The 22,632-nt window shown below is 72.0% G+C and carries 24 protein-coding genes; 14 read left to right on the top strand and 10 right to left on the bottom strand.

The window, feature by feature from the left end:
• Positions 1-47 precede the first annotated feature (47 nt).
• Positions 48-245: a hypothetical protein gene (locus ACGGAQ_RS11730; RefSeq protein ID WP_354858223.1), complete on the top strand. Its 198-nt coding sequence runs from the start codon at positions 48-50 to the stop codon at positions 243-245.
• Between the two features lie 126 nt (positions 246-371).
• Here the strand turns inward: ACGGAQ_RS11730 and ACGGAQ_RS11735 are convergent, their stop codons facing one another.
• Positions 372-1,064 carry a Crp/Fnr family transcriptional regulator gene (locus ACGGAQ_RS11735; RefSeq protein ID WP_007463121.1) on the bottom strand — a complete coding sequence of 231 codons (693 nt, stop codon included), beginning with the start codon at positions 1,062-1,064 and terminating at the stop codon, positions 372-374.
• A 295-nt stretch (positions 1,065-1,359) separates the two neighbouring features.
• Here ACGGAQ_RS11735 and ACGGAQ_RS11740 point away from each other — a divergent pair, with 295 nt between their 5' ends.
• The 5 genes from ACGGAQ_RS11740 to ACGGAQ_RS11760 all read left to right on the top strand — a co-directional run bounded on the left by ACGGAQ_RS11740 (position 1,360) and on the right by ACGGAQ_RS11760 (position 4,990).
• The gene (locus tag ACGGAQ_RS11740; RefSeq protein WP_374109293.1) at positions 1,360-1,857 is read left to right on the top strand and encodes a polyadenylate-specific 3'-exoribonuclease AS; all 498 of its coding nucleotides are present in this window, start codon (positions 1,360-1,362) and stop codon (positions 1,855-1,857) included.
• Between the two features lie 77 nt (positions 1,858-1,934).
• Entirely contained in the window at positions 1,935-2,438 is a 504-nt protein-coding gene (locus ACGGAQ_RS11745; protein WP_393047433.1) for a pyridoxamine 5'-phosphate oxidase family protein, read from the top strand.
• Between the two features lie 157 nt (positions 2,439-2,595).
• The gene (locus ACGGAQ_RS11750) at positions 2,596-3,624 is read left to right on the top strand and encodes a 6-phosphofructokinase (RefSeq protein ID WP_393047881.1); all 1,029 of its coding nucleotides are present in this window, start codon (positions 2,596-2,598) and stop codon (positions 3,622-3,624) included.
• A gap of 117 nt (positions 3,625-3,741) precedes the next feature.
• Positions 3,742-4,560: a pyrroline-5-carboxylate reductase gene (proC, locus tag ACGGAQ_RS11755; RefSeq protein ID WP_357496744.1), complete on the top strand. Its 819-nt coding sequence runs from the start codon at positions 3,742-3,744 to the stop codon at positions 4,558-4,560.
• A 79-nt stretch (positions 4,561-4,639) separates the two neighbouring features.
• A complete protein-coding gene (locus tag ACGGAQ_RS11760; protein ID WP_234586913.1) occupies positions 4,640-4,990 on the top strand; it encodes a DUF2203 domain-containing protein in 351 nt (116 codons plus the stop codon).
• Positions 4,991-5,110: 120 nt separating this feature from the next.
• On the opposite strand, the gene ACGGAQ_RS11765 is transcribed toward ACGGAQ_RS11760, so the two are convergent.
• The 3 genes from ACGGAQ_RS11765 to ACGGAQ_RS11775 form a co-directional block, all read right to left on the bottom strand.
• A complete protein-coding gene (locus tag ACGGAQ_RS11765; protein WP_393047436.1) occupies positions 5,111-5,782 on the bottom strand; it encodes a class F sortase in 672 nt (223 codons plus the stop codon).
• Positions 5,752-6,606 (bottom strand): DUF4397 domain-containing protein, encoded by an 855-nt coding sequence (locus tag ACGGAQ_RS11770; RefSeq protein ID WP_393047439.1) that lies wholly within the window; start codon positions 6,604-6,606, stop codon positions 5,752-5,754. The genes ACGGAQ_RS11765 and ACGGAQ_RS11770 overlap by 31 nt, the downstream gene beginning before the upstream one ends.
• 196 nt (positions 6,607-6,802) lie before the next feature.
• Entirely contained in the window at positions 6,803-7,027 is a 225-nt protein-coding gene (locus ACGGAQ_RS11775; protein ID WP_354858235.1) for a GntR family transcriptional regulator, read from the bottom strand.
• A gap of 250 nt (positions 7,028-7,277) precedes the next feature.
• On the opposite strand from ACGGAQ_RS11775, the gene ACGGAQ_RS11780 reads away from it, so the two are divergent.
• The gene (locus ACGGAQ_RS11780; protein ID WP_393047443.1) at positions 7,278-7,478 is read left to right on the top strand and encodes a hypothetical protein; all 201 of its coding nucleotides are present in this window, start codon (positions 7,278-7,280) and stop codon (positions 7,476-7,478) included.
• Positions 7,479-7,580: 102 nt separating this feature from the next.
• On the top strand, positions 7,581-9,182 hold the full coding sequence (locus ACGGAQ_RS11785) for a glycosyltransferase 87 family protein (RefSeq protein ID WP_393047445.1): 1,602 nt from the start codon (positions 7,581-7,583) through the stop codon (positions 9,180-9,182).
• Between the two features lie 27 nt (positions 9,183-9,209).
• On the opposite strand, the gene ACGGAQ_RS11790 is transcribed toward ACGGAQ_RS11785, so the two are convergent.
• Positions 9,210-9,884 (bottom strand): NADPH-dependent F420 reductase, encoded by a 675-nt coding sequence (locus ACGGAQ_RS11790; protein ID WP_393047448.1) that lies wholly within the window; start codon positions 9,882-9,884, stop codon positions 9,210-9,212.
• Positions 9,885-10,201: 317 nt separating this feature from the next.
• Positions 10,202-10,696 (bottom strand): glutathione peroxidase, encoded by a 495-nt coding sequence (locus tag ACGGAQ_RS11795; RefSeq protein WP_393047450.1) that lies wholly within the window; start codon positions 10,694-10,696, stop codon positions 10,202-10,204.
• A gap of 168 nt (positions 10,697-10,864) precedes the next feature.
• Here ACGGAQ_RS11795 and ACGGAQ_RS11800 point away from each other — a divergent pair, with 168 nt between their 5' ends.
• The 4 genes from ACGGAQ_RS11800 to ACGGAQ_RS11815 all read left to right on the top strand — a co-directional run bounded on the left by ACGGAQ_RS11800 (position 10,865) and on the right by ACGGAQ_RS11815 (position 15,805).
• Positions 10,865-12,496, top strand: a complete 1,632-nt coding sequence (locus tag ACGGAQ_RS11800; protein WP_393047453.1) for a glycosyl hydrolase family 18 protein — start codon at positions 10,865-10,867, stop codon at positions 12,494-12,496.
• 234 nt (positions 12,497-12,730) lie between these two features.
• Positions 12,731-13,240, top strand: a complete 510-nt coding sequence (locus ACGGAQ_RS11805) for a nuclear transport factor 2 family protein (protein WP_393047456.1) — start codon at positions 12,731-12,733, stop codon at positions 13,238-13,240.
• Between the two features lie 91 nt (positions 13,241-13,331).
• Entirely contained in the window at positions 13,332-14,738 is a 1,407-nt protein-coding gene (locus ACGGAQ_RS11810) for a class II 3-deoxy-7-phosphoheptulonate synthase (protein ID WP_393047459.1), read from the top strand.
• Positions 14,739-14,776: 38 nt separating this feature from the next.
• Entirely contained in the window at positions 14,777-15,805 is a 1,029-nt protein-coding gene (locus ACGGAQ_RS11815) for a threonine aldolase family protein (protein WP_393047462.1), read from the top strand.
• Positions 15,806-15,923: 118 nt separating this feature from the next.
• Here ACGGAQ_RS11815 and ACGGAQ_RS11820 read toward each other — a convergent pair whose 3' ends face one another.
• Both ACGGAQ_RS11820 and pknB read right to left on the bottom strand, forming a co-directional pair.
• The gene (locus ACGGAQ_RS11820; RefSeq protein ID WP_393047464.1) at positions 15,924-16,790 is read right to left on the bottom strand and encodes a deoxyribonuclease IV; all 867 of its coding nucleotides are present in this window, start codon (positions 16,788-16,790) and stop codon (positions 15,924-15,926) included.
• On the bottom strand, positions 16,790-18,778 hold the full coding sequence (pknB, locus tag ACGGAQ_RS11825) for a Stk1 family PASTA domain-containing Ser/Thr kinase (protein ID WP_393047466.1): 1,989 nt from the start codon (positions 18,776-18,778) through the stop codon (positions 16,790-16,792). Before pknB ends, ACGGAQ_RS11820 begins: the two co-directional genes overlap by 1 nt.
• A gap of 201 nt (positions 18,779-18,979) precedes the next feature.
• Between pknB and ACGGAQ_RS11830 the strand changes: the two genes are divergently transcribed.
• A complete protein-coding gene (locus tag ACGGAQ_RS11830; RefSeq protein ID WP_354858258.1) occupies positions 18,980-19,369 on the top strand; it encodes an Rv2175c family DNA-binding protein in 390 nt (129 codons plus the stop codon).
• A gap of 112 nt (positions 19,370-19,481) precedes the next feature.
• Here ACGGAQ_RS11830 and ACGGAQ_RS11835 read toward each other — a convergent pair whose 3' ends face one another.
• Both ACGGAQ_RS11835 and ACGGAQ_RS11840 read right to left on the bottom strand, forming a co-directional pair.
• Complete coding sequence (locus ACGGAQ_RS11835) at positions 19,482-20,564, bottom strand: polyprenyl synthetase family protein (protein WP_393047469.1); 1,083 nt, start codon at positions 20,562-20,564, stop codon at positions 19,482-19,484.
• 9 nt (positions 20,565-20,573) lie between these two features.
• Complete coding sequence (locus tag ACGGAQ_RS11840; RefSeq protein WP_393047471.1) at positions 20,574-20,963, bottom strand: helix-turn-helix domain-containing protein; 390 nt, start codon at positions 20,961-20,963, stop codon at positions 20,574-20,576.
• On the opposite strand from ACGGAQ_RS11840, the gene ACGGAQ_RS11845 reads away from it, so the two are divergent.
• Complete coding sequence (locus ACGGAQ_RS11845) at positions 20,907-21,464, top strand: helix-turn-helix domain-containing protein (protein WP_393047473.1); 558 nt, start codon at positions 20,907-20,909, stop codon at positions 21,462-21,464. The genes ACGGAQ_RS11840 and ACGGAQ_RS11845 overlap by 57 nt on opposite strands.
• The last annotated feature ends 1,168 nt before the right edge of the window (positions 21,465-22,632 follow it).

Genomic DNA, 22,632 nt, shown 5'->3' on the forward strand with positions numbered 1-22,632 from the left:
ATTCAGTCCGCCACATCTTCGATCAGCGACCAGAGGGGGACAGGTCAATGGTGTACGTCAAGCTGGAGAGCGACTGGACCGACGGCAACGGGGTCAACCACTCCGCGGGTGAGTCGGTGGACGTCGACGCCGCCACGCTCGCCACGCTCCAGGCCGAGGGCATCGTCAGTGAGCAGTCCCACGGCCCGGGCGGCGACGGCAAGGGCCCGGACAAGTGGGCCGGCCCGGGCAGCTCCGGAGTCTGAACCACGCGTCGGTGACGCGACGACACGGCCGGGCCGCCCACGGGTGACCCGGCCGTGTCGTGTCGAGGTGCGCTGCCCGTCGACGCGGCTCAGTGGTCGTTCATGCCGGCGCGGCGGAGGTGTGGCTCAGCGGTCGTTCATGCCGGCGCGGCGGCGCAGCGCGGCCACGTCGGTGACCACGATCCGGCGCCCCTCGGTCCGCAGCCAGCCCCGGCTGGCGAAGGAGCCGATGGCCTGGTTGACGCTCTGACGGGAACCACCGGCCATCTCGGCGAGCTGGCTCTGGTTGAGCTCGATCGTGATCATCGGGGCCTGGCTCTCGCCGGCCAGCCGGACCAGTGTCTTGGCGACCCGGCCGGGCAGGTCGAGGAAGACGTGGTCGGCGTTCTGCTCGGTGAGCCGACGGATCAGGCCGCCCAGCGAGCGCATCACCGCGTCCAGGATGCGCGGGTTGGAGTGCACCAGTTCCATGAACGCGCCCCGGGAGAGCGCGAGCGCCGCGCAGTCCTCGATGGCCTCGGCCGACGCGGACCGGGTGGAGGCGTCGAGCAGGGAGACCTCGCCGAGCACGTCCGGCGGACGGATCACCGACAGCACCGCCCGCTCGCCGGTCGGCGCGGTGCGGAAGACGGCGACCGCGCCGCGGCGCAGCACGATCAGCGACTCGCCCGGGTCGTTCTCCACGAAGAGCAACTGACCCTTGCGGTAGGTGCGCGGGACAGCGGCCGCGATGACGCGCTGGCGCACCTCGGGCTCCAACCCGGCGAACATCTCGACACCCGTGAGCGCGTCACCCGGCTCCGGCAGGCGCATCTCCACGGCCCAACCCCTCCCCGGTCATGGACCACACAATCGCTCACCGGGTGAACCTGATGGCCCTGACAAGGTGAACTGACACCGATTCGGCGTCCGGTAGCGGTACACATCAGATCATGACGGTCCGGTCGCTTGCTGTACACCCCTCGAAGCACTTCCGTGACCGTCGCGAGCTGCGGCGTACTCCCTGCGCCGGCCCTCGGTCGCAGGTCGGCGCTGGTCCGCGACGGACCGACCGTGGGTCGCACCCGGGGCCCCGCCGGGCGCCGCCGGCCGGCCGTGGGCGAGGATGGCCGGAATGGTCTACCGCTATTTCTACGACTGCGAGTTCATCGAGGACGGCCGGATCGTCGACCTCGTGTCGATCGGCGTCGTCGACGAGTACGGCCGCGAGTTCTACGCGGTCTCCACCGAGTTCGACGACTCCCGTGCCGTGCCCTGGGTCCGGCGTAACGTGCTGGACCGGCTGCCGTCTCCGGCGGACCGGGCCTGGCGTTCGCGGGAGCGCATCCGTGACGACCTGTACGACTTCCTCATGGAGCCGGTCCGCGACCGGCCGGGGGAGCAGCTGGAGCTGTGGGCCTGGTACGCGGCGTACGACCACGTGGTCCTCGCCCAGCTCTGGGGGGCGATGCCGGCGCTGCCCCGGGAGATCCCCCGGTTCACCAAGGACCTGCGGCAGCTCTGGGACGACCGGGGCCGGCCGACCCTGCCGGACGCGGACGCGGCCCGGCACGACGCCCTGGTCGACGCCCGGCACAACCTGGCCCGCTGGCGGGCGATGACGGCGCGCTGAGAGTCGTCGTACGTTTGGAGGTTTGACCGGTTCTGTCCCGGGCAACGGTTCGACCAGTCGAGCCGAGGGAGAGTGCCATGAGCAACGAGCCGACAAGCGTCGCCGAGGCCCGGACGCGGGTCACCGAGCTGATCCGTGCCGCACGCATCGGCATGCTCACCACGATCGCGGTGGACGGGCGGCAGGTGAGCCGGCCGATGGGGCTGCAGGAGGCCGAGTTCGACGGCGACCTGTGGTTCTTCGCCTACGCAGACTCCGCCAAGGTGCGCCAGATCCGGGTGAACCCGGAGGTCAACGTCGCCTTCTCGGACCAGAAGCACAACGCCTGGGTGTCGGTCTCGGGCACCGCCAATGAGGGCTTCGACGCCGAGCGTGCCAAGCGGCTGTGGAACCCGCTGCTCAAGGCCTGGTTCCCGGACGGGTTGGACACGCCCGGCCTGACCCTGATCAAGGTGCACGCCAGCTCCGCCGAGTACTGGGAGTCGCCGAGCAGCAGGGTGGTCAACCTGCTCGGCTTCGCCAAGGCCGCCGTCACCGGCCACCCACCGGCTCCCGGCGAGAACCACGAGGTGACCTACTGACCCGCCGCCCCCGGGGCGCGCTGTCGTCGCGCAGGTAGGCCGACTACAGTTCGCAGTGACGGCCCGCCCCGGGCCGGCAATGGCGCCGATGGTCTGACTTGACACATACCTGGGGCATATCGGGCTTTACCTGATGCTCCAGGAGGATGAGCGGATCATGCGTATCGGCGTGCTCACCGGCGGCGGCGACTGCCCAGGTCTCAACGCGGTCATCCGGGCGGTGGTCCGCAAGGGCGTCGCCACCTACGGTCACGAGTTCGTGGGCTTCCGGGACGGTTGGAAGGGCCCGCTGGAGGGTCTGTCCCGTCCCCTGGGCATCGCGGACGTCCGCGGCATCCTGCCCCGTGGCGGCACCATCCTCGGTTCGTCCCGGACCAACCCGTTCAAGATCGAGAACGGCGTCGAGCGGATCAAGGACAACCTCGCCAGCCAGGGCGTGGACGCGCTGATCGCGATCGGCGGCGAGGACACCCTCGGCGTGGCCACCAAGCTCTACGAGCTGGGCGTGCACGTCGTCGGCGTGCCGAAGACGATCGACAACGACCTCGGCGCCACCGACTACACCTTCGGCTTCGACACCGCGGTCAACATCGCGATGGAGGCCATCGACCGGCTGCACACCACCGCGGAGAGCCACCACCGCACCCTGGTCGTCGAGGTGATGGGCCGGCACGCCGGCTGGATCGCCCTGCACGCCGGCCTGGCCGGCGGCGCCAACGTGATCCTGCTGCCCGAGCGGCAGTTCGACGTCGACCAGGTGGCCGGCTACGTCGAGAAGCGCTTCCAGCACCAGTACGCCCCGATCGTCGTGGTCGCCGAGGGCGCCCAGCCGCTGGACGGTCAGATGGTGCTGCACAACCAGGAGCTGGACTCGTTCGGTCACGTCCGCCTGGGCGGCATCGGCCAGTGGCTGGCCGAGCAGTTGGAGGCCAAGACCGGCAAGGAGGCCCGCACCGTGGTGCTGGGCCACATCCAGCGCGGTGGCACCCCGACCGCCTTCGACCGGGTGCTCGCCACCCGCCTGGGCCTGCAGGCCATCGACGCGGTCAACGACGGCGACTGGGGCAAGATGGTCGCGATGCAGAGCACCGACATCGTCCGGGTGCCCCTCGCGGAGGCCACCCGCGAGCTGAAGACCGTGCCGCTGGAGCGGTACGCCGAGGCTGAGGTCTTCTTCGGCAGCTGATCGATGGTAGGCGGCGCGGCGGGCCACGGGGCCAGCCGCGCCGCGACCCGACGTTCGGCGGCGCATCGGGCCCACCGCCCGCCACGCCGCGACCCGACGCGAGGGGGTACGGCCGAGATGTCAGCCGAGGTGCACACGGTCGCGGTGATCGGCGCGGGCAAGATCGGTGAGCTGATGCTCTCCGGGCTGCTGCGCTCCGGATGGCCGGTGGAGCGGCTGCTCGCCACCGCCCGCCGACCGGCCCGCGCCGAGGAGCTGACCGCCCGCTACGGCGTCCGGGTGGTCGACAACCTGGCCGCCGTCGACGAGGCGGCCGTGCTCGCGGTCTCGGTCAAGCCACAGGACGCCGCCGCGCTGCTGGACGAGATCGGCCCCAAGGTGCCCGCCGACAAGCTGGTCATCTCGCTCTGCGCCGGCCTGCCCACCAGCTTCTTCAACCGCCGGCTGCCCGAGGGCACCCCGGTGGTCCGCGTCATGACCAACACCCCGGCGCTTGTCGACCAGGCGATGACGGCCATCTCGGCGGGCGCGTACGCCACCGGGGAACACCTCGCCCTGGCCGAGGAGATGTTCAAGCCCCTCGGCCAGACGATCCGGGTGCCCGAGTCGCAGCAGGACGCGGTCACGGCGCTCTCCGGCTCCGGCCCGGCCTACTTCTACCTGCTGGTCGAAGCCATGATCGACGCCGGGATCCTGCTCGGGCTGCCCCGGCAGGTGGCGCACGAGCTGATCGTGCAGACCGCGATCGGCTCCGCCGTGATGCTGCGCGACTCCGGCGAGCACCCGGTCAAGCTGCGCGAGGCGGTCACGTCGCCGGCCGGCACCACCATCTCCGCGATCCGCGAGCTGGAGAAGCACGGCGTACGCGCGGCGCTGCTCGCCGCGCTGGAGGCCGCCCGGGACCGCGCCCGCGAACTGGCCGCCCAGGCCGACTGACGATCGCCGAGCGGCCCGTACCCGCCGACCGACATGTCGCGGGGCATGCGCGGCACGGCACGTGCCGCATACTGGCGGCGTGTTCACACTCGCTCAGGCCCGGCACCTGGTGGCCACCCTGCAGCCGCGTGTCGACGAGCTGATCCGGCTCCGCGCCGACCTCGCCGAGCTGCGCGTCGACCTGGCCGACCACGGCGTCAGCGCGCTCGGCGGGCTGGCCGAGGTGAAGGGGCTGGAGGCCCGGCTGCACGCCGTCGTCGAGGAGCTGCACCAGCACGAGATCCAGGTCAAGGGCATCGCGCCGGTGCTGCTCGACTTCCCCGGCGAGCGGGCCGGCCGTGCGGTGCTCTGGTGCTGGCTGGAGGGCGACTCCGACGTGCGCTGGTACCACCGCGCCGAGTGCGGCTTCGCCGGCCGCCGCCCGGTCTGACGTCGGCCGCCGCCCGGTCTGACGTCGGCCCCGCCAGGCGGTGCGGTGATCGACTCGGGATCCGGGAATCCGGGGCATCGGGCCGAGCCGGACACCCCGACATCCCGCAAGCCGAGTTGATCAGCCGTCGGCGACCGCGAACACCACCACGTTGTCCCGGTAGTGCCCGCGCCGCCGGTCGAAGTCGCCCCCGCAGGTGACCAGGCGCAGCTCCGCCCCGGGCGTCGGGCCGTAGACCACGGCCGTCGGGAACCGGTCCTTGCGGGTACGCAGCGACCCGGTCACCCGGAACGACAGCCACCGCCCGCCGCGCCACACCTGGACCCGGTCACCCGGACGCAGCTCGTCGAGCCGGGCGAAGACCGCCGGGCGGCTGCGCGAGTCCAGATGCCCGGCGAGTACGGCCGGGCCGGTGTCGCCGGGCGCCGGGCCGCCGCCATACCAGCCGGCCGTGTCGAACTCGGTCGGCGGAACGAGGACGCCGGCGCGGTCCAGGCCCAGCACCGTGAGCGCCGAGTCGACGCCGATGCGCGGCACGCGTACCCGCGTGGGTGGACCCTGTGGTCGCGGCGTCGCGGCCACGGACGGGCAGCCGTCGGCGCAGCCGGGGTGCCAGCTCGCGGCCGGCAGCGGCGGGCCGGTCGTCGCCAGCCCGACCCCGGTGCCGGCGGCCAGGCAGACCGCCGCGCCGGCCGCGACCAGCGCGGCCAGCGGCGCCCGGCGGTCGCGATGCCGCCGGATCGCGGCGGCGGGCCCGATGCTCACCAGGTCGTGCGCCGCCGCCGGCGCCACAGGAGCAGGCTCGCCGCGCCGGCCACCGCGGCCAACCCGCCGGCCATCAGGGGGTACGCGCCGAACCCGGCGTCGGACGTGCCGCCCGCGCCGGTGTCCACACCGCCCGCCGGTACGACAGTGCCGCCCTCGGCGTCGCGGCGCAGCTCGGCCGTGAGCCCGCCCTGCTTGTCGTCGAGCACCAGCAGCGAGTAGACCGCCCCGCCGGTGAGCCGCACCTCGGCGTCGGTGCTCGGGCCGCCCGCGCCGGTGAGCCGCAGCTTCCAGGTGCCCGGCTCGACCTGCTGGTAGTCCGTGGTGGTGGCGAACTGCACGCCGTCGGCGATCGTCGGCCCGTCGGCGGCGGCCACGTCGAGGACGGGCGTGCGCACCGACGCCTGCACGACGCGCACCTTGGCCCGGCCCTGCGCGGGAGCGCTCAGATCGTCGGTGAGCACCCGCAGCCCCAGGTCGGCGTGCCGACCGACACCGGCCACCGTGTACGCGCCGCCGCTTGTCACCGCCACCTCGGTGGTGAGCACCGGCGGCTCGCTGGCGGGCGTGCCGGCCTCGCGCATCGCCACCGCGTACCGGCCCGGGGGCAGCTGGAGGTAGTCGGAGACCACGCCGTAGCCGACGCCCGGGAACACTCTCGGCTTCGCGGCGCCGGGGGCGGCCAGGTAGACGTCGACGGCCGGGGTGTCGGGGGAGAGGTGGGCGAGCCGGACGTATCCGACCGTGTCCGCGCTGGCCGGGGCCGCAGCGGCGGCGGCGAGGGCGGTGCCGAGCAGGAGCGCGCCAGCGCCGGCCAGCAGCCGGCGGGACGTGGTACGGAGCGTGTGCATGTCGCCTCCGGAAGGCACGTTCGGTGAGCGGGCGGCAACCCACGGACAGAGTCCCGTGTGTGGGACTCCGGCGCAAGTTGTCCGCGCGATGTTTCTTCCCGCCGCGCCGCGCCGCTTGGCGACTCTGGACGCGGGGTTGGTGCCGCTACCGCACTGCGAGGAAGCCGGGCAGACGCGGTCGGACCCTCGCCGCCGACTACTCCGCTTCGGCGACGAAGACGCCCTGCCCCTGTTGGCCGTAGACCAGGTTTCGCTGGTGCAGTTCGCGTACGGCCCGGTAGGCGGTCGACCGTGCCACGTTGTAAATCTCGCCAATTTCCGAGACCGAGGGCAGTTGATGGCCGGGCGGGTACTCCCCGGAGTTGATTCTGCGCGCGATGTCGTCGGCGACGCGGAGGTAGTGCGGTGGCCTGGTAGGCATGATCGGCTCTCCTGGACTTCAGCGAAGATCATGCTTCCAGCCGGGACCTGGGCAGGACAAGTGACGACGCGACTCGACTGAGCACAGTGAGAACTTGACTACAGTGAGACAGTGGATACAGTGAGACAGCGGTCGGACGCTTCTGGACTTCAGCACCCCGAGGTTTTCGATCCCTCCACCCTGGAGGGCGCGACGCATGGCCTCCGCCCTCCAGGGTGTGCATCTCGTGACCTCGGGAAAGGTGCGGACGATGGCGATCGACGAGCCGGTGTCCAGGGCGACCGAACTCTTCATGGCGGAGCGGGTCCTCGACGCGCACTGGTCCCGAGCGCATGATCGGCCCTGGCAGACGGGCGGCTGCCTGGAGTGTCAAGGTCAGCACGATTGTCCGCAGTTGGATTGGGCTCTCGGAGTCGTGGCGGACGTCGCGTCGGTGCTCTTCCAGAAATAGCGCCCTCGCCCGACAGTCGAGGCCGTGCTCGTCGGCGTTGGACTGCGCGGCCAACGGTTGACGGGGCCGTCGCACGGCCTCGCGTTCGCCTATCCTCGGGCGATGCGGGATCGCCGGGTGGCGCTGGCGTGGGCGGCGTTCGTCGTCGTCGCGCTGGTGTCCTGTGTGCTCGTGCTCAGGCGCGGCGACCGGCTCAGCGACCTGCACATCTACTACGGCGCACTGTCCGATCTGCACGCCGGCCGGCCGCTGTACGAGTACCGTGCCCGAAACGGCGGGCCGTTCACCTATCCGCCGTTCGCCGCCCTGGTGCTGGGCCCGATCACCGCCGTCAGCGAGGGCGTACTCCAGGGCGTCTGGCTGGTGGCGACGTGCGCGGCGGTCGTCGCCATCGCCGGCCTGGTCGGCGTCGCGCTGAGCACTGATCGGTCGCACCGCCCGCTGCTCGTCGCGGTGGCCGCCACGGTGCTGATGCTCTCGGCGCCGGTGCAGAGCAACCTGCGTTTCGGGCAGGTCAGCATCTTCATCGTGTTGCTGGCGCTGCTCGACGGGATGGGCGTCGTCCCACCCCGGCTGCGCGGGGTGCTCGTCGGGGTGGCCGCGGCGATCAAGCTGACCCCGCTGCTGTTCGTCGCGTACTTCCTCGCCACCGGACGCTACCGCGACGCCGGCCGCGCGGTGGCGACGTTCGGAGCCTGTGCCGGGCTGGCGGCGGTCGTGCTGCCCGGCGAGAGCTGGACCTACTGGACCGAGGCGGTCCGGCAGACCTCACGGATCGGCAACCTGGCCTCGCTGGGCAACCAGTCGGTGCACGGGATGCTGTTGCGCATCGGGGTCGACGAGGGGGCGCTGCCCGTGCTCTGGGCCGGGCTGGTGGCGGTGATCTGCGCGGCGGCGCTGCTGCGCGCCCGGCAGTTGGCCGGGCAGGGCCGCCCGGGGCACGCGGCGGTCCTCGTCGGCTGCGCCACGGTGGCCGCGTCCCCGGTGTCCTGGACCCACCATCAGGTGTGGCCGGTGCTCGCCGCGATGTTGCTGGTCGGCGCGTCCGGCATCACCCAGCGGGTGGCCGGTGCGGCGTTGCTCGCCGCCATGGTCGTCTCGCTGGGGGCCGTCCTCGGCCCGGTGTCGACGCGGCCGGGCGTGCAGTTCCTGTTCGAGAACGCCCGTGCCGTCGGCGTGTGCCTGCTGTGCCTGGCCGGCTTCGGCGGTGTCGCGGTCGCGACCGCCCGGAGCAACCGGCGATCCGCCGCCGGCCGGGCCTGGCTGCGGGTGGGCGTCTCGGCCGCGGTGGCTCTCGCCTTCTTCGCCGTGCAACCGCTGCCCGCCGGAGCGGACCCGACCTTCAAGGCGTACACCCTCGGCGACGTCGTCAATCCGCGGTATTTCTTCGTCTGTCGAAGCCCGGCCGAGTGCGCCGCCTATGCCACCGACGCGCCGGTCACCTTCGGCACGCGGGCGGAGAAGACGAAGGTCCGGGTCAACGGTGTGGTCTCCCCGCGGGTGGCCCGGCTGGCGTACTACTCCGCCCCGGGCGGAGCGCCCCGGGACATTCCCCTGCTGGCGGCCTACCCCGGTACGCGGACGTTCTCGTTCCGGTCGGCGAGCATGGCGCAGGGAAGACTCGTGGCGTACGCCGTGGACGGTCAGCCCATCGCCAGCTACGACGACGAACTCGCCGCCGCCCTGGAAACGGCCACCCGGTAGGCGGTCGTCCCAGGACGGCGGCGGTGCTCAGCGGGTGGCGGCGGCCAGCGCGGCGCGCAGCTTCTCGGCGTCACCCGGTGCGGGGCTCTGCCAGTCGGTCGGCGTGGCGGAGTAGGGCACGCCGTACGCCGGGGTGTCCGGCTGGTAACGCCACCCCTCGGCCAGCGGTCCGACATCGACCGCGTCGTAGCCGATCCGGTCCAGGAAGGCGGTCACCTCGGCCTTCGCGGCGGCGTCGTCACCGGCGATCGCGAGAGCGCTGCGGTCGGCCGCCCCGGACGGCCGGGGGAGCGCGGCGAGGGCCTTGAAGTAGATGTTGTTGAAGACCTTGACCACCCGTGAGGTCGGCAGGTGCCGCTGGAGCAGCTCGCTGCTGGTGATCTCACCGGCGTCCAGCTCGGGGAAGGCCCCGTCGCGCTCGGGGTAGTAGTTGTTGGTGTCGATGACGACCTTGCCGGCCAGCGGCTGCGCGGGCACCGCCCGGTACGCCTTGAGTGGCACGCTGACCACCACCAGGTCACCGATCTGTGCTGCGTCCTGCGTCGTGCCGGCGCTGGCCCGCGCGCCCAGCTCGTCGACCAGGCCGGTGAGCGTCTCCGGCCCGCGCGAGTTGCTCACCACCACGTCGTAGCCGGCGTCCACCGCCAGCCGGGCCAGGGTGCCGCCGATGTTGCCGCTGCCGATCAGTCCCACGGTTGTCATGCTTCTTCCCAACTTCGTCCACCCACGACGCATTCCCGACCGGCACGGTGGGTTATTCCGGTTGACCGACGCCGAGCGGCTGCGCGGCCGGCCGGCGAGTGCCGGCGCGGACGCCTGGCTGCGCCGCGAGCCGGTTCTGCACACCGTACTGCGCACGCTGACCGCCGACCGGTCCCGCAGGAATGTGCCACCCGACGGTGGTCGGTCCGCGCGCCGCCGCCCCCCTCACCTGGTGATCAAGAGGTTTGCGTCAGGTGGAGGCTCGCCGCTGACGCAAACCTCTTGATCATCGCCGGGGGGTCAGGGGGGTGGGTGGGTCAGGCGGGGGTGGGGAGGGTTTTTTCGATCGCCGCGCGGAGGTCTTCGGAGGTGGGTTCGACCGTGGGGGCGAAGCGGGCGGCGACCGTGCCGTCCGGGGTGACCAGGAACTTCTCGAAGTTCCAGCGGACGTCCCCGGTGTGCCCGTCGGCGTCCGGAGTGTCCACCAGCGCGGCGTAGAGCGGGTGCCGGTCGGGCCCGTTCACGTCGACCTTCTCGGTCAGCGGAAAAGTCACCCCGTAGTTGACCTGGCAGAAGTCGCTGATTTCAGCGGCGGTGCCCGGCTCCTGCCCGGCGAACTGGTTGCACGGCACGCCCAGCACCACCAGGCCACGCTCGGCGTAGGTGTCGGCGAGGGTCTGGAGGCCGGCGTACTGCGGAGTGAGGCCGCACCGGGAGGCGACGTTGACCACCAGCATTGCCCGGCCCCGGTACTGGGCGAGGTCGGCGGGCCCGCCGCTGAGGGCGTCGATCGGGATGTCGAAGACGGTCATGAGCCGAGGCTACGCGCCGGGCGACGAGCCGCCGGGGAGGGGCGCGACGGGGCGCAGTCCACGCACCAGGAGAAATCGAAACATGGACATCTTGACGAACTGATGACGGCGTGAGTACCGTCTCACCATCTCTTTTGGAAAGTTTCCTAACAGTTCGGGAGACGCCTCATGAAAAGATCGCTCCGCCGGGCCCTCTGGGCCGGTGCCGTGGTCGCCGTGACCGTCGCGGCGGTGCCGATGACGACCGCGTTCGGCGCCGGCTCGGTCACCACCACGTTCGCCAAGGCGCAGGACTGGGGGACCGGTCACGAGACGAAGGTGACCGTGACCAACGGCTCCAGCGCCACGGTCGCCACCTGGCGCATCGAGTTCGACCTGCCGTCAGGCACCACCATAAGCAGCGCGTGGGACGCCGACGTCACCAGCAGCGGCAACCACTACGTCGCCGTCAAGAAGAGCTGGGCCGGCGGGCTCGCGCCGGGCGCCTCGTTCAGCTGGGGCTACAACGGCACCGGCGCCTACAAGGCGCCGCTGAACTGCACCGTCAACGGCGCACCGTGCGGCGGCGGCACCCCGACCAGCCCGCCGACCACGGCAGCGCCCACCACGGCGCCGCCCACGACCGCACCGCCCACCACGGCACCGCCCACGACCGCTCCGCCTACCACGCCACCGCCGAACACGGGCGGCAAGAAGGTCGTCGGCTACTTCGCCGAGTGGGGCGTCTACGGGCGCAACTACCACGTCAAGAACATCCAGACCAGCGGCTCGGCCGCCAAGCTGACCCACATCCTGTACGCCTTCGGCAACACCACGGGCGGTCGCTGCACCATTGGTGACAGCTACGCCGACTACGACAAGGCGTACACGGCGGCGGAGAGCGTGGACGGCGTCGCCGACACCTGGGACCAGCCGCTGCGCGGCAGCTTCAACCAGCTGCGCAAGCTCAAGCAGCTGAACCCGCACCTCAAGGTGATCTGGTCGTTTGGCGGCTGGACCTGGTCCGGCGGCTTCACCCAGGCCGCCCAGAACCCGGCCGCGTTCGCCGATAGCTGCTACAACCTGGTCGAGGACCCGCGCTGGGCGGACGTCTTCGACGGCATCGACGTCGACTGGGAGTACCCCAACGCCTGCGGCCTGCAGTGCGACGCCAGCGGCCCCAACGCGTTCAAGAACGTGATCGGCGCCCTGCGGTCGAGGTTCGGGTCCAGCGCCCTGGTCACCGCCGCGATCACCGCGGACGGCAGCAACGGCGGCAAGATCGACGCCACCGACTACGCCGGCGCCATCGGCAACCTCAACTGGCTCATGCCGATGACGTACGACTACTTCGGCGCCTTCAACGCCCAGGGCCCGACGGCGCCGCACTCGCCGCTCACCTCGTACACCGGCATCCCGCAGCAGGGCTTCAACTCCGACGCGGCGATCCAGAAGCTCAAGAGCAAGGGCATCCCGGCCAACAAGCTGCTGCTCGGCATCGGCTTCTACGGTCGGGGCTGGACGGGCGTCACGCAGGCCGCACCGGGCGGCAGCGCCACCGGCGCGGCACCGGGCACCTACGAGGCGGGCATCGAGGACTACAAGGTCCTCAAGAACAGCTGCCCGGCCACCGGCACGATCGCCGGCACCGCGTACGCCAAGTGCGGCAGCAACTGGTGGAGCTACGACACCCCGTCGACCATCAACGGCAAGATGACGTACGCGAACAACCAGGGCCTCGGTGGCGCGTTCTTCTGGGAGCTCTCCGGCGACACCAGCAACGGCGAGCTCATCGGCGCCATCAAGGGCGGCCTCGGCTGAGCCGACGGTCGACGCACCACCCACACGGCGGGGAGGGGCCCGCACCGCCTCTCCCCGCCCGTGCCGTACCGGCCCGGTCGACGCCCAGCGTCGGCCGGGCCGTCGGCCTTGGGCGGGTCGGCCGGGTCGCCGGCCTCAGGCGGGTCGGCCGGGCCGTCGGCCTTGGGCAGGTCGGGCCCGATGTGGCAGACTCGCGGCTCGGCACGTCTCGATTCCCCGTCGACGGAGGTGGTCATGCGCCCGATCCACCGCAGGCTGGCGGCCGCCGCCACCGGGCTGGTGCTGCTCCCGGCCGCCCTGGTCGGCTGCGGAATCGGCGGCGGCGACAAGGACGAGTCGACCGCCAAGCCCGAGCGTGCCCCCGCCGAGGAGGCCGGCACCCGGTCCCGCGAGCGCGTGCAGGCGTACCTCGACGCGATGACCGCCAAGGACGTCGCCGCCGGCCGCAGCCAGCTCTGCGAGCTGCTGCACGACGGGTTCGACCTCGCCGCCACCGGCCCCAACGGCGACTTCGCCGACCACTTCGAGGTGCCCGAGGCGGCCATCACCGACGTCCGGTCCGGCCCGCGCGGCCAGGAGGTGAGCGTCTCGGTCTCGGTCACCGCCGGCAAGAGCAAGGTCACCCGCCCGCTGGTGTTCACCGTCACCCGCGACGGCGGCGACTGGTGCATCGCCGGGGAGGCGCCGGGCGGTAACCCCGCCAGCCCGTCGCCGAACGGGGTCGGCGCCTCACCGGTGTCCTGACTGACCGACATCGGTGGGATTGATCTCCCATCTGCCGGAACCGTCCCCCTCGCCGCCCGGGTACGCCCCCGGTCGCCGTACGCTTTCTCTCATGCGCCATGAGTGGCATCAGCTGAGCCATCCCGCGGTGGGCAGCCCGGGCCTGCAGACCAGCCGTCCGACCGTCGACTCCGCCGAGGACGCCGCCCTCGGTCTGGACCGCTGGCGGGAGCTGCCCCGCGAGCAGACCCCACCGTGGTCCGATCCGGCCGCCGTCGCCGAGGTCTGCAAGGTGCTCGACACCGTGCCGTCGGTCGTCGCGCCCTACGAGGTGGACCAGCTCCGGCAGAAGCTGGCCCTGGTCTGCGAGGGCAAGGCGTTCCTGCTCCAGGGCGGTGACTGCGCCGAGACCTTCGCCGACAACACCGAGAGCCACCTGTTGGCCAACGCCCGCACCCTGCTCCAGATGGCGATCGTGCTCACCTACGGCGCGTCGCTGCCGGTGGTCAAGGTCGCCCGGGTCGCCGGCCAGTACACCAAGCCCCGCTCGCTGCCGACCGACGCGCGTGGCCTGCCCGCCTACCGCGGCGACATGATCAACTCGCTGGAGGCCGACCCGGCCGCCCGCGTCGCCGACCCGCAGCGCATGATCCGGGCCTACGCCAACTCGGCCGCCGCGATGAACATGCTGCGGGCGTACCTCGCCGGTGGGCTCGCCGACCTGCACGCCGTGCACGACTGGAACAAGGGCTTCGTGAAGACCTCCCCGGCGGGGGAGCGCTACGAGGCGATCGCCCGGGAGATCGACCGGGCGCTGGCCTTCATCCGGGCCTGCGGGATGACCGACGACGAGGCGCTGCGGACCGTCACCCTCTACTGCTCTCACGAGGCCCTCGCCCTGGAGTACGACCGGGCGCTCACCCGGGTCTCCGACCGCCGGGCGTACGGGCTGTCCGGGCACTTCCTCTGGGTCGGCGAGCGCACCCGGCAGATCACCGGCGCGCACATCGACTTCATCTCCCGGATCGCCAACCCGATCGGCGTCAAGCTCGGCCCGACCACGTCCCCGGACGAGGCGATAGAGCTGTGCGAGAAGCTCAACCCGGACAACATCCCCGGCCGGCTCACCCTGATCAGCCGGATGGGCAACCACCGGGTCCGCGACGCCCTGCCGCCGATCGTGGCCAAGGTCACCGCCTCCGGGGCCAAGGTGGTCTGGCAGTGCGACCCGATGCACGGCAATACCCACGAGTCGTCCAACGGCTACAAGACCCGGCACTTCGACCGGATCGTCGACGAGGTGCTCGGCTACTTCGAGGTGCACCGTGGCCTGGACACCCACCCCGGTGGCATCCACGTCGAGCTGACCGGTGAGGACGTCACCGAATGCCTCGGCGGCGCCCAGGGCATCGAGGACCTCGACCTGCCCGACCGGTACGAGACCGCCTGCGATCCTCGGCTGAACACCCAGCAGTCGCTGGAGCTGGCCTTCCTCGTGGCGGAGATGCTGCGTGGCTGAGCTCGTCGGCTCGGCCGTCGGCAACCGAAGGGATGACCGTGGCTGATCTTGTTGACCTGCGTTCCGACACGGTGACCCGGCCGACCGCCGGGATGCGGGAGGCGATGGCCGCCGCCGAGGTCGGTGACGACGTCTACGGCGAGGACCCCACCGTCAACGCCCTCGAAGCGGAGGTCGCCGCGCTGTTCGGGCACGAGGCGGCGCTCTTCGCCCCGAGCGGGTCGATGGCCAACCAGATCGCCCTGCAACTGCTGGTGTCGCCCGGTGACGAGCTGCTCTGCGACGCCGACGCGCACGTCGTCACGTACGAGATCGGCGCCGCCGCCGCGTACGGCGGGATCTCCTCGCGGACCTGGCCGGCTGTCGGCGCGGACATCGACCCGGAGCTGGTCGCCCGGATGATCCGTCCGGACGGCTACTTCGCCGTGCCCACCCGCGCGATCGCCGTCGAGCAGACCCACAACCGCGGCGGTGGCGGCGTGATACCGCTGGCCACCCTGCGGGAGCTGCGCGGTGTCGCCGACGACGCGGGGGTGGCGCTGCACTGCGACGGCGCCCGGATCTGGCACGCGCACGTCGCCGACGGGGTGCCCCTGACCGAGTACGGCCGGCTCTTCGACACGCTGTCCGTCTGCCTCTCCAAGGGGCTCGGCGCGCCGGTCGGCTCGCTGGTGGTGGGCAGCGCGGAGAAGATCGAACGGGCCCGGCTGATCCGCAAGCGGATGGGCGGCGGCATGCGCCAGGCCGGCATCCTCGCCGCCGCCGGCCGGTACGCCCTCGCGCACCACGTCGACCGGCTGGCCGAGGACCACGCGAAGGCGGCCCGGCTCGCCGAGGCGGTCGCGCCGTTCGGGGTGCTCGCCACCGCGGTCCGCACCAACCTCGTCCCGCTGGACCTGACCAAGCACGCGCTGGACGCCCGCGCCCTGGCCGCCGCCGCACGCGCGGAGGGCGTACTGGTCTCGGTGCTCGGCCCCCGTACCGCACGCCTGGTCACCCACCTGGGCGTCGACGACACCGCGATCGACCGAGCGGCCACCGCCCTGACCAAGATCCTGGCCGCCTGACCCACCCCCTGTTGATCAAGAGCTTTGCGTCATCCGGAGACCGGATTCTGACGCAAAGCTCTTGATCACCCCTGGGGGCGGGGGCCCGGAGGGCCCGGGGCCGGGTGGGGGTGGGGGGTCAGGGGTGTAGGCGGGTGAGGGTTGCTATGTCGGCGGTGTGGCCGAGCTGCTTCTCGCTGGGGGTTTCCACCACCACGGGGACACCGGCGGTGGCCGGATGGGCCATCAGCTCCGCGAAGGCCGGCTCGCCGATGGTGCCCTTGCCGATGTTCTCGTGCCGGTCCCGGGTCGAGCCGCACAGATCCTTCGAGTCGTTGGCGTGCACCAGCCGCAACCGGTCGGGCCCCACGGTGGCCACCAGCGTGTCCAGGGTCGCGGTCATCCCGCCCTCGGCGGCCAGGTCGTGCCCGGCGGCCCAGGCGTGGCAGGTGTCGAAGCAGACCCCGAGCATGGGATGCCGGTCCACCGTGTCGAGGTAGGGCCCGAGCTGCTCCACGCGGGAGGCGAGCGAGCGGCCGCCACCGGCGCTCGGCTCGACCAGCAGCATCGGCCCACCGGCCTCGGCGGCCCAGTCGAGCAGGGGCAGCAGCTCACGACGGACCTGCCGCATCGCCGCCTCGGCGTACCCCTCGTCGACCGAGCTGCCGGCGTGGAACACCACCGCCCGCGCGCCGATCGCCACACCCCGGCGCAGCGCGTGCGCCAGCGTCTGCGCCGACTTCTCGACCGTGGCCGGCGTGGGTGAGCCCAGGTTGACCAGCAGCGAGGCGTGGATGAACGCGGGGATGCCCCGCTCGGCGCAGCCCTCGCGGAACAGCGCGTCCTGCGCCGGGTCACCCGGGGGCAGCGCCCATCCTCGCGAGTTGGAGACGTACACCTGCACGGCCTCGGCGCCGGTCGCGTCGACGTACGGCAGGGCGGCCTTCGCCAACCCACCGGAGGTCGGAGTGTGCGCGCCCACCGGCCGCGAACGAAGCGTCGGCATCAGAAACACGTGATGGTGACCGGGGTGCCCGGGGGCACCTGCGAATTCTCACCCGGGGCCTGGATCCGGACCGTGGCGTTCGGGTTGAACGCGACGGTCACCGGGAAGCCCTGGCTCTCCAGCAACTGCTTGGCCTGCGGGCAGGGCAGGTCGATCACCCGGGGCACGACGACCAGCGGCGGACCCTTGCTGATCTCCAGCTTGACCTGGGTGCCCTTCTCCACGCCCGCGCCGTCGGCCGGACTCTGGCTGAGAATCTCGTCCTTGGGTTTGTCGGAGTCCTTGAAGGTCTCCACCGGCACCAGGCCAAGCCCGCTCAGGGTGGCCCGCGCATCGGTGAGGCTCTTGCCGACCAGGTTCGGCACCGACACCGGCGCCCGGCCTCGGCTCAGGATGAGGGTGATCTTCGTGCCCGGTTTGACCTCGGCCCCCACCTTCGGGGAGCTGTCCAGGACGACGCCGGCCGGCAGGGTGTCGTCGTAGCGGGCGGTGCCCTTGGCCACCACCAGTTTGACGTTGACCAGATCGGCCTCGGCCAGCTCGTACTCCTTGCCGATCACGTCCGGTACCGGGAAGCGCTCCGGACCCAGCGAGAGGGTCAGGGTGATCGTGCCACCCTTGACGATCTTGCTGGCCGAGGCCGGGTCCTGCCCGAGCACGCTGTCCTTCGGAGCCTTCTCGTCGTAGCGCGGCTCCCCGTACGCCAGGGTCAGGCCGGCGCGTTCGGCCTGGGCCTGCGCGTCGGCCTTGCTCAGGCTGACCAGCTGCGGGGCGGACGTGTAGCGGCCGACGCCGAACCACCAGCCGCCCAGCGCGGCCACCAGGCCCAGCGTCACCACCACGGCGGCGACGGCCAGCCGGCCCTGCGGATTGCCCAGCACCGTGGTGCGCAGCGCCGCGAGCCGGCCTCCCAGACCCTCCGACGGCTCCGGTGCGGCCCGCCGCCGGCCCGGCCCCTGACTGGCGCCCTCCGGCAGCCGGGCCCAGGTCGGCCGTTCGGCCGGGCGAACCGTGGCGACCATCATTGTCGGCTGGGAGACCGGTGGCTCGTCCGTCACCCGACGCAGTACGGCGGTGCTGGTGCTGTTGACGTCACCCAGGCGGTCCCGGGCGACCTGAACCTCGGCCAGCAGCGCGCCGGCGTCGGCGGGCCGGGCGGCGGGATCACGCCGGGTGGCCCGCTGGACCAGAGCGTCGAGGGCCGACGGCAGGCCGGGCACCAGCGTCGAGGGCGCGGGCACATCCCGGTCGACGTGCTGCCAGGCCACGTCCACCGGACGGTCCCCGTCGTACGGCACCCGACCGGTGAGCATCTCGAACAGCACGATGCCGGCGGAGTAGACGTCGGTGCGCGGGTCGGCCCGACCCTCGGTGACCAGCTCCGGGGCGACGTACGCCACGGTGGCCATCAGCTGGTTGCCCTGCTCCTCGTCGGCGCTGGCCTCGACCGCGCGGGCCAACCCGAAGTCGGCCACCTTGACGACGCTGTCCACCAGGTTGGCGACGCCGCCGGTGGGCGCCTCGGCGACCAGCACGTTCTCCGGTTTGACGTCGCGGTGCACGAGGCCGGCCCGGTGCGCGGCGGCGATCGCGGCGAGCATCTGCTCGGCGATGGCCAGCACCTCGTCCGGGTTGAGCCGGCGTCGCTCAGCCAGCACGTCGCGCAGCGTACGGCCGCGGACGTACTCCATCACCAGATACGGCAGACCGGCGTGGGTGCCCTGGTCGTAGACCGCGACGACGTTCGGGTGGGTCAGCCGGGCGATGGTCTTCGCCTCGTCGGTGAACCGGGCCACGAAGTTGGCGATCCGGGCCCGTGCCTCGGGCGCCTGGGTCGGATGAATGATCTTGACTGCGACGGTGCGCTCGAGGCGTTCGTCGGTGGCGGTGTACACGGTCGCCATGCCGCCACGGGCCACGCGACCGCGAATGCGGTAGCGCCCGTCGATCAGCGAGCCCAGCAACGTGTCGGCGACCTGTGTGTCCATCGGCAGGGAGTCTATGTGTCCAGGGGGTGAGAGTTGAACAGGATGCTACAGCCCGGAGTCGTCCCTGGTCCGTCCCGTCGTGATCGCCACCTCGGTGGTGGCCCTGATCCGCTGCTCACCGACGGTGCCCGTTGGCGGGAGCGGACTGGCCGTGCGGGGTGCCGGTGGCCCTCGCCGGCCGCGGCGTGGCAGGGTGATCGGGTGACCGAATCCGTACCCGACCAGGCCGTACCCGGCCCCGAGCTCGCCGGCCCCACCGACCCGGCGGGCTGGCTCGCCCTGCCCGACGTCGCCGAGCGGCTCGACGTGTCGATCAGCAAGGTGCACCAGATGATCCGCGACCGGGAGCTGTTGGCGGTCCGCCGCGACGGCATCCGCCGGATACCCGCGGAGCTGGTGGCCAACGAGACAGTTCTCAAGCACCTGCCCGGCGTGCTCAACCTGCTCGCCGACAACGGCTACGACGACGAGGCGGCGCTGCGCTGGCTCTACGAGCCGGACGACACGCTTCCCGGCAACACCCCGGCCGCGGCCCTCTCCGGCGACCAGGCCCGCGAGGTCAAGCGCCGAGCCCAAGCCCTCGGCTTCTAGACCCTCCCGGGCCTCCAGATCCACCGCCGATCATGAAGTTGTTGCCACGACACGCCGCGCGCGTGGGCAACAACTTCATGATCGACGCGCCCCGGGAGGGAGCGAGACGGGGTCAGTCGGCTCGGCGGGTTGCCGCTATGGCCAGGTCCACCAGGGCCTGGCGGGCCTCGGTGTCCAGGTCGACGGCCGTCAGCGCGGCGAGCGCGGAGTCGGTGAGCGTGACGATCCGCTGCTCGGTACGGGCCAGCGCCCCGCTCGCGTCGATCAGCTCGCGTAGCCGGGCCACGCCCTGCTCGTCCAGGCCCGGATCGCCGAGCTGGCTGAGCAGCAGCTCCCGGCCCGCGTCGTCGGTGGCCTCCACGGCCGCCGCCACCAGATAGGTGCGCTTGCCCTCGCGCAGGTCGTCCCCGGCCGGCTTGCCGGTCTGCGCCGGGTCACCGAAGACCCCCAGCACATCGTCGCGGAGCTGGAACGCCTCGCCCAACGGCAACCCGTACGCCGAGTAGGTCGTCCGGATGTCCTCGCCCGCGTCGGCCAGCGCGGCGCCGAGCAGCAGCGGACGCTCGACGGTGTACTTCGCCGACTTGTACCGGGCGACCTTGCTGGCCCGTTCCACCGACGTGTCCCCGGTGACCTGGGTCAGCACGTCGAGGTACTGCCCGACGGTGACCTCGGTGCGCATCTCGTCGAAGACCGGCCGGGCCCGGGCCACCGCCCGCAGGTCCAGGCCGGCGGAGTGCAGCAGTTCGTCGGACCACACCAGGCAGAGGTCACCGAGCAGGATCGCGGCGGAGTCGCCGAACCCGTCCGGGTCGCCGCCCCAGCCGGCCGCCCGGTGTCGGGTCGCGAACCGCCGGTGCACCGCCGGCTCGCCGCGCCGGGTGTCGGAACGATCCATCAGGTCGTCGTGGATCAGGGCGCTGGCCTGCACGAACTCCAGCGCCGCGAGGGCCGTGAGGACCTGGTCGCCGTCCACCCCGCCGGCGCCCCGGAACCCCCAGTACGCGAAGGCCGGGCGCAGGCGCTTGCCGCCACCGAGCACGAAGGCTTCGATCGCCTCCGCCACCGGGACGAGAGCCTCGTCCACCCGGGTCAACCGGGCCCGCTGGCCGGCCAGGAACTCGGTGAGCGCCTTGTCGACCCGCTCCCGCAGGCCGGCACGGTCGACGGGGGACACGGGAGCAGCGTGGGTCACGCCACGACGCTAGCCGGTCGCCGCGGCTCGCGCTCCACCGCCACGCGTACTCCCGCCGGTACGGCCCGGACCTGTCCGCCCGGCCGGCCGCGCACCGTCCGCGCCGGGTCGGCCCGACCCGCCGGCCGTGGGCGGGCCGGTCCGCCGGGTGCGCACGGCCGCCTCGGTGAGCACCGCCGCCGGTATGTCCAGCACGACGGCGAGCCAGCCGAGCCAGAACCCGCCGGGTACGCGTCGCTGCCGCTCCCACCGGGACACCTCGTGGCGGCTCAACGTCGGCACGCCCGCGGCGGCGCACAACTCGGCGGCGGTGCGCCGCTGGCTCCACCCCCGGGCCAGCCGATGCCGGACCAGCAGCGGCCCGAGTTGGGTGCGGTGCGGCGGTGGGGACGAGGTCACGGGTCCTCCCGGCGGGGCGTCGGCGCGGTGACACCCACCCGTCCGACGGGACGGGACCGGTGCACCTCTCGGCTGCGTGACCCCCGCGCCGGACCCCCGGGGCCGCCCCCACCGCCCCTCCCGCGCCACTCATTTTTACCCCTGGGGTACGACGGTTCCTACCCCTGGGGTACGACGGCCTTCCCCGCCGTTGGCGGTGCTGCCGCAGTGAAGGTGGCGCTGCTGGCATCCCGTGACCTCCGCCCCAATGAGCGGCTTGTGTTGGTCGCTATCGCCGCTCACAGCAACCGCGACGGGGACGCCTGGCCGTCCGTGGCGACGATTGCTGGGTACGCGGGCGTATCCGTCCGCACCGTGCAGCAGGCCCTAGCGAAGCTGGTTCAGCTTGGCCGCCTGGTCGTGCGCCGGGTCGCCAACGTGGCTACCCGGGTTTCCGCCATGATTCTGGTTGCCGCCCTGGCCCTCGGGACGGTAGGCGGTCCCGGTGGTCCGCCTGGTTGACGTTCCTGGTCGGCGTAGCCGCTTCCCTGGCCGCCAACGTCACAGTTGCCGACCCTGACCCGGTGGCCCGGGTAGTTCCGCCTGGCCCGCCGTGGCCCTGCTCCTGACGATTGAGGTGTTGGCCCGGTCCGGGAAGGGTGTCGCCATTGTTTCGGCGGAAGTTGTTGCCCAGCAACGGGAAACGGCCCCGAAGGCCCGGAAAGCTGCCGGCCTCTGCCGACACCCCCGGAGGAATCCGCGGACGGCCCTACGGACGGCCCTATCGGGCCCGCAGCCCCGGAACCTGAGCAGACCCTCACCACTCCCCGGAGGGTCCGCCGCCCGGTAGCGGAAACCCGCCGCCTGGCCGTGGGGATGCTGGCGGACCACGGGGCGACCCGGGAGCGCGTGGCCTCCGCCTCGGGATCACCCCGCGGAGGCTCTGCCAGGCACTCAACGCTACTGTCCGCTAGCCGTCACAATCCGCGGACGTAAGGCACTTGAATAGTGGGCATGAGGAACGTGCCCAAGGTGTTGATCGCGGCAGCGGCAGGGGCAGGAGCCGGGGCGTACGGCCTTCCGCAGCCATGGTCGCTTTTGGCAGCTCTAGCTGACTTGCTGTTGATCGGCCTTGCGGGCAGGCTCTGGTGGGCAGAAAAACGACAGCGGCAGGCCGGGCTAGAACACCTTCTTCAAGAATGGTCGAAACTTACCTCGCGGGTAGGAAGTAGCTGGTTAGAGGAAGACGAAGACGTCTGGAGAGGTGATCAACTCCCCAAGCGTTGGCCCAGCTCTGCCGTCACAGACACGCCATCACGCACCAGCCGGATACGACGGCAGCGACGAGCCGAACTAAACGCACCTGCTGAGGGGGCGGGTACGGCGGGCGAGGACGAGGGCTTCGCGGAGTTGGTTGCCCTCATACAGCTAAGGGACAAACGCGGTCAACGGGCGCAGCTCTGGTGGTTCCTTGCTGGCGTGGCTGCATCGATCCCCGCAGGTGTCCTGGTCAACATCCTCACGGGATAGCACGAATACCTATGGAGAGTGGCCGCCACCGTTGGGCCTCCCGACATCGCGTCGGGGCGAGTGACACGCAGGGAGGGGCGGCCGGGCCACCCTCCCTCACGGCGTTACCGGGCGAGGGTTGCGAGCAGTCCAGTCAGGGCAGTCAGCACCGCCGCTACCC

This window comes from Micromonospora sp. NPDC047557 (genome assembly GCF_043205095.1).
GTDB lineage: Bacteria > Actinomycetota > Actinomycetes > Mycobacteriales > Micromonosporaceae > Micromonospora.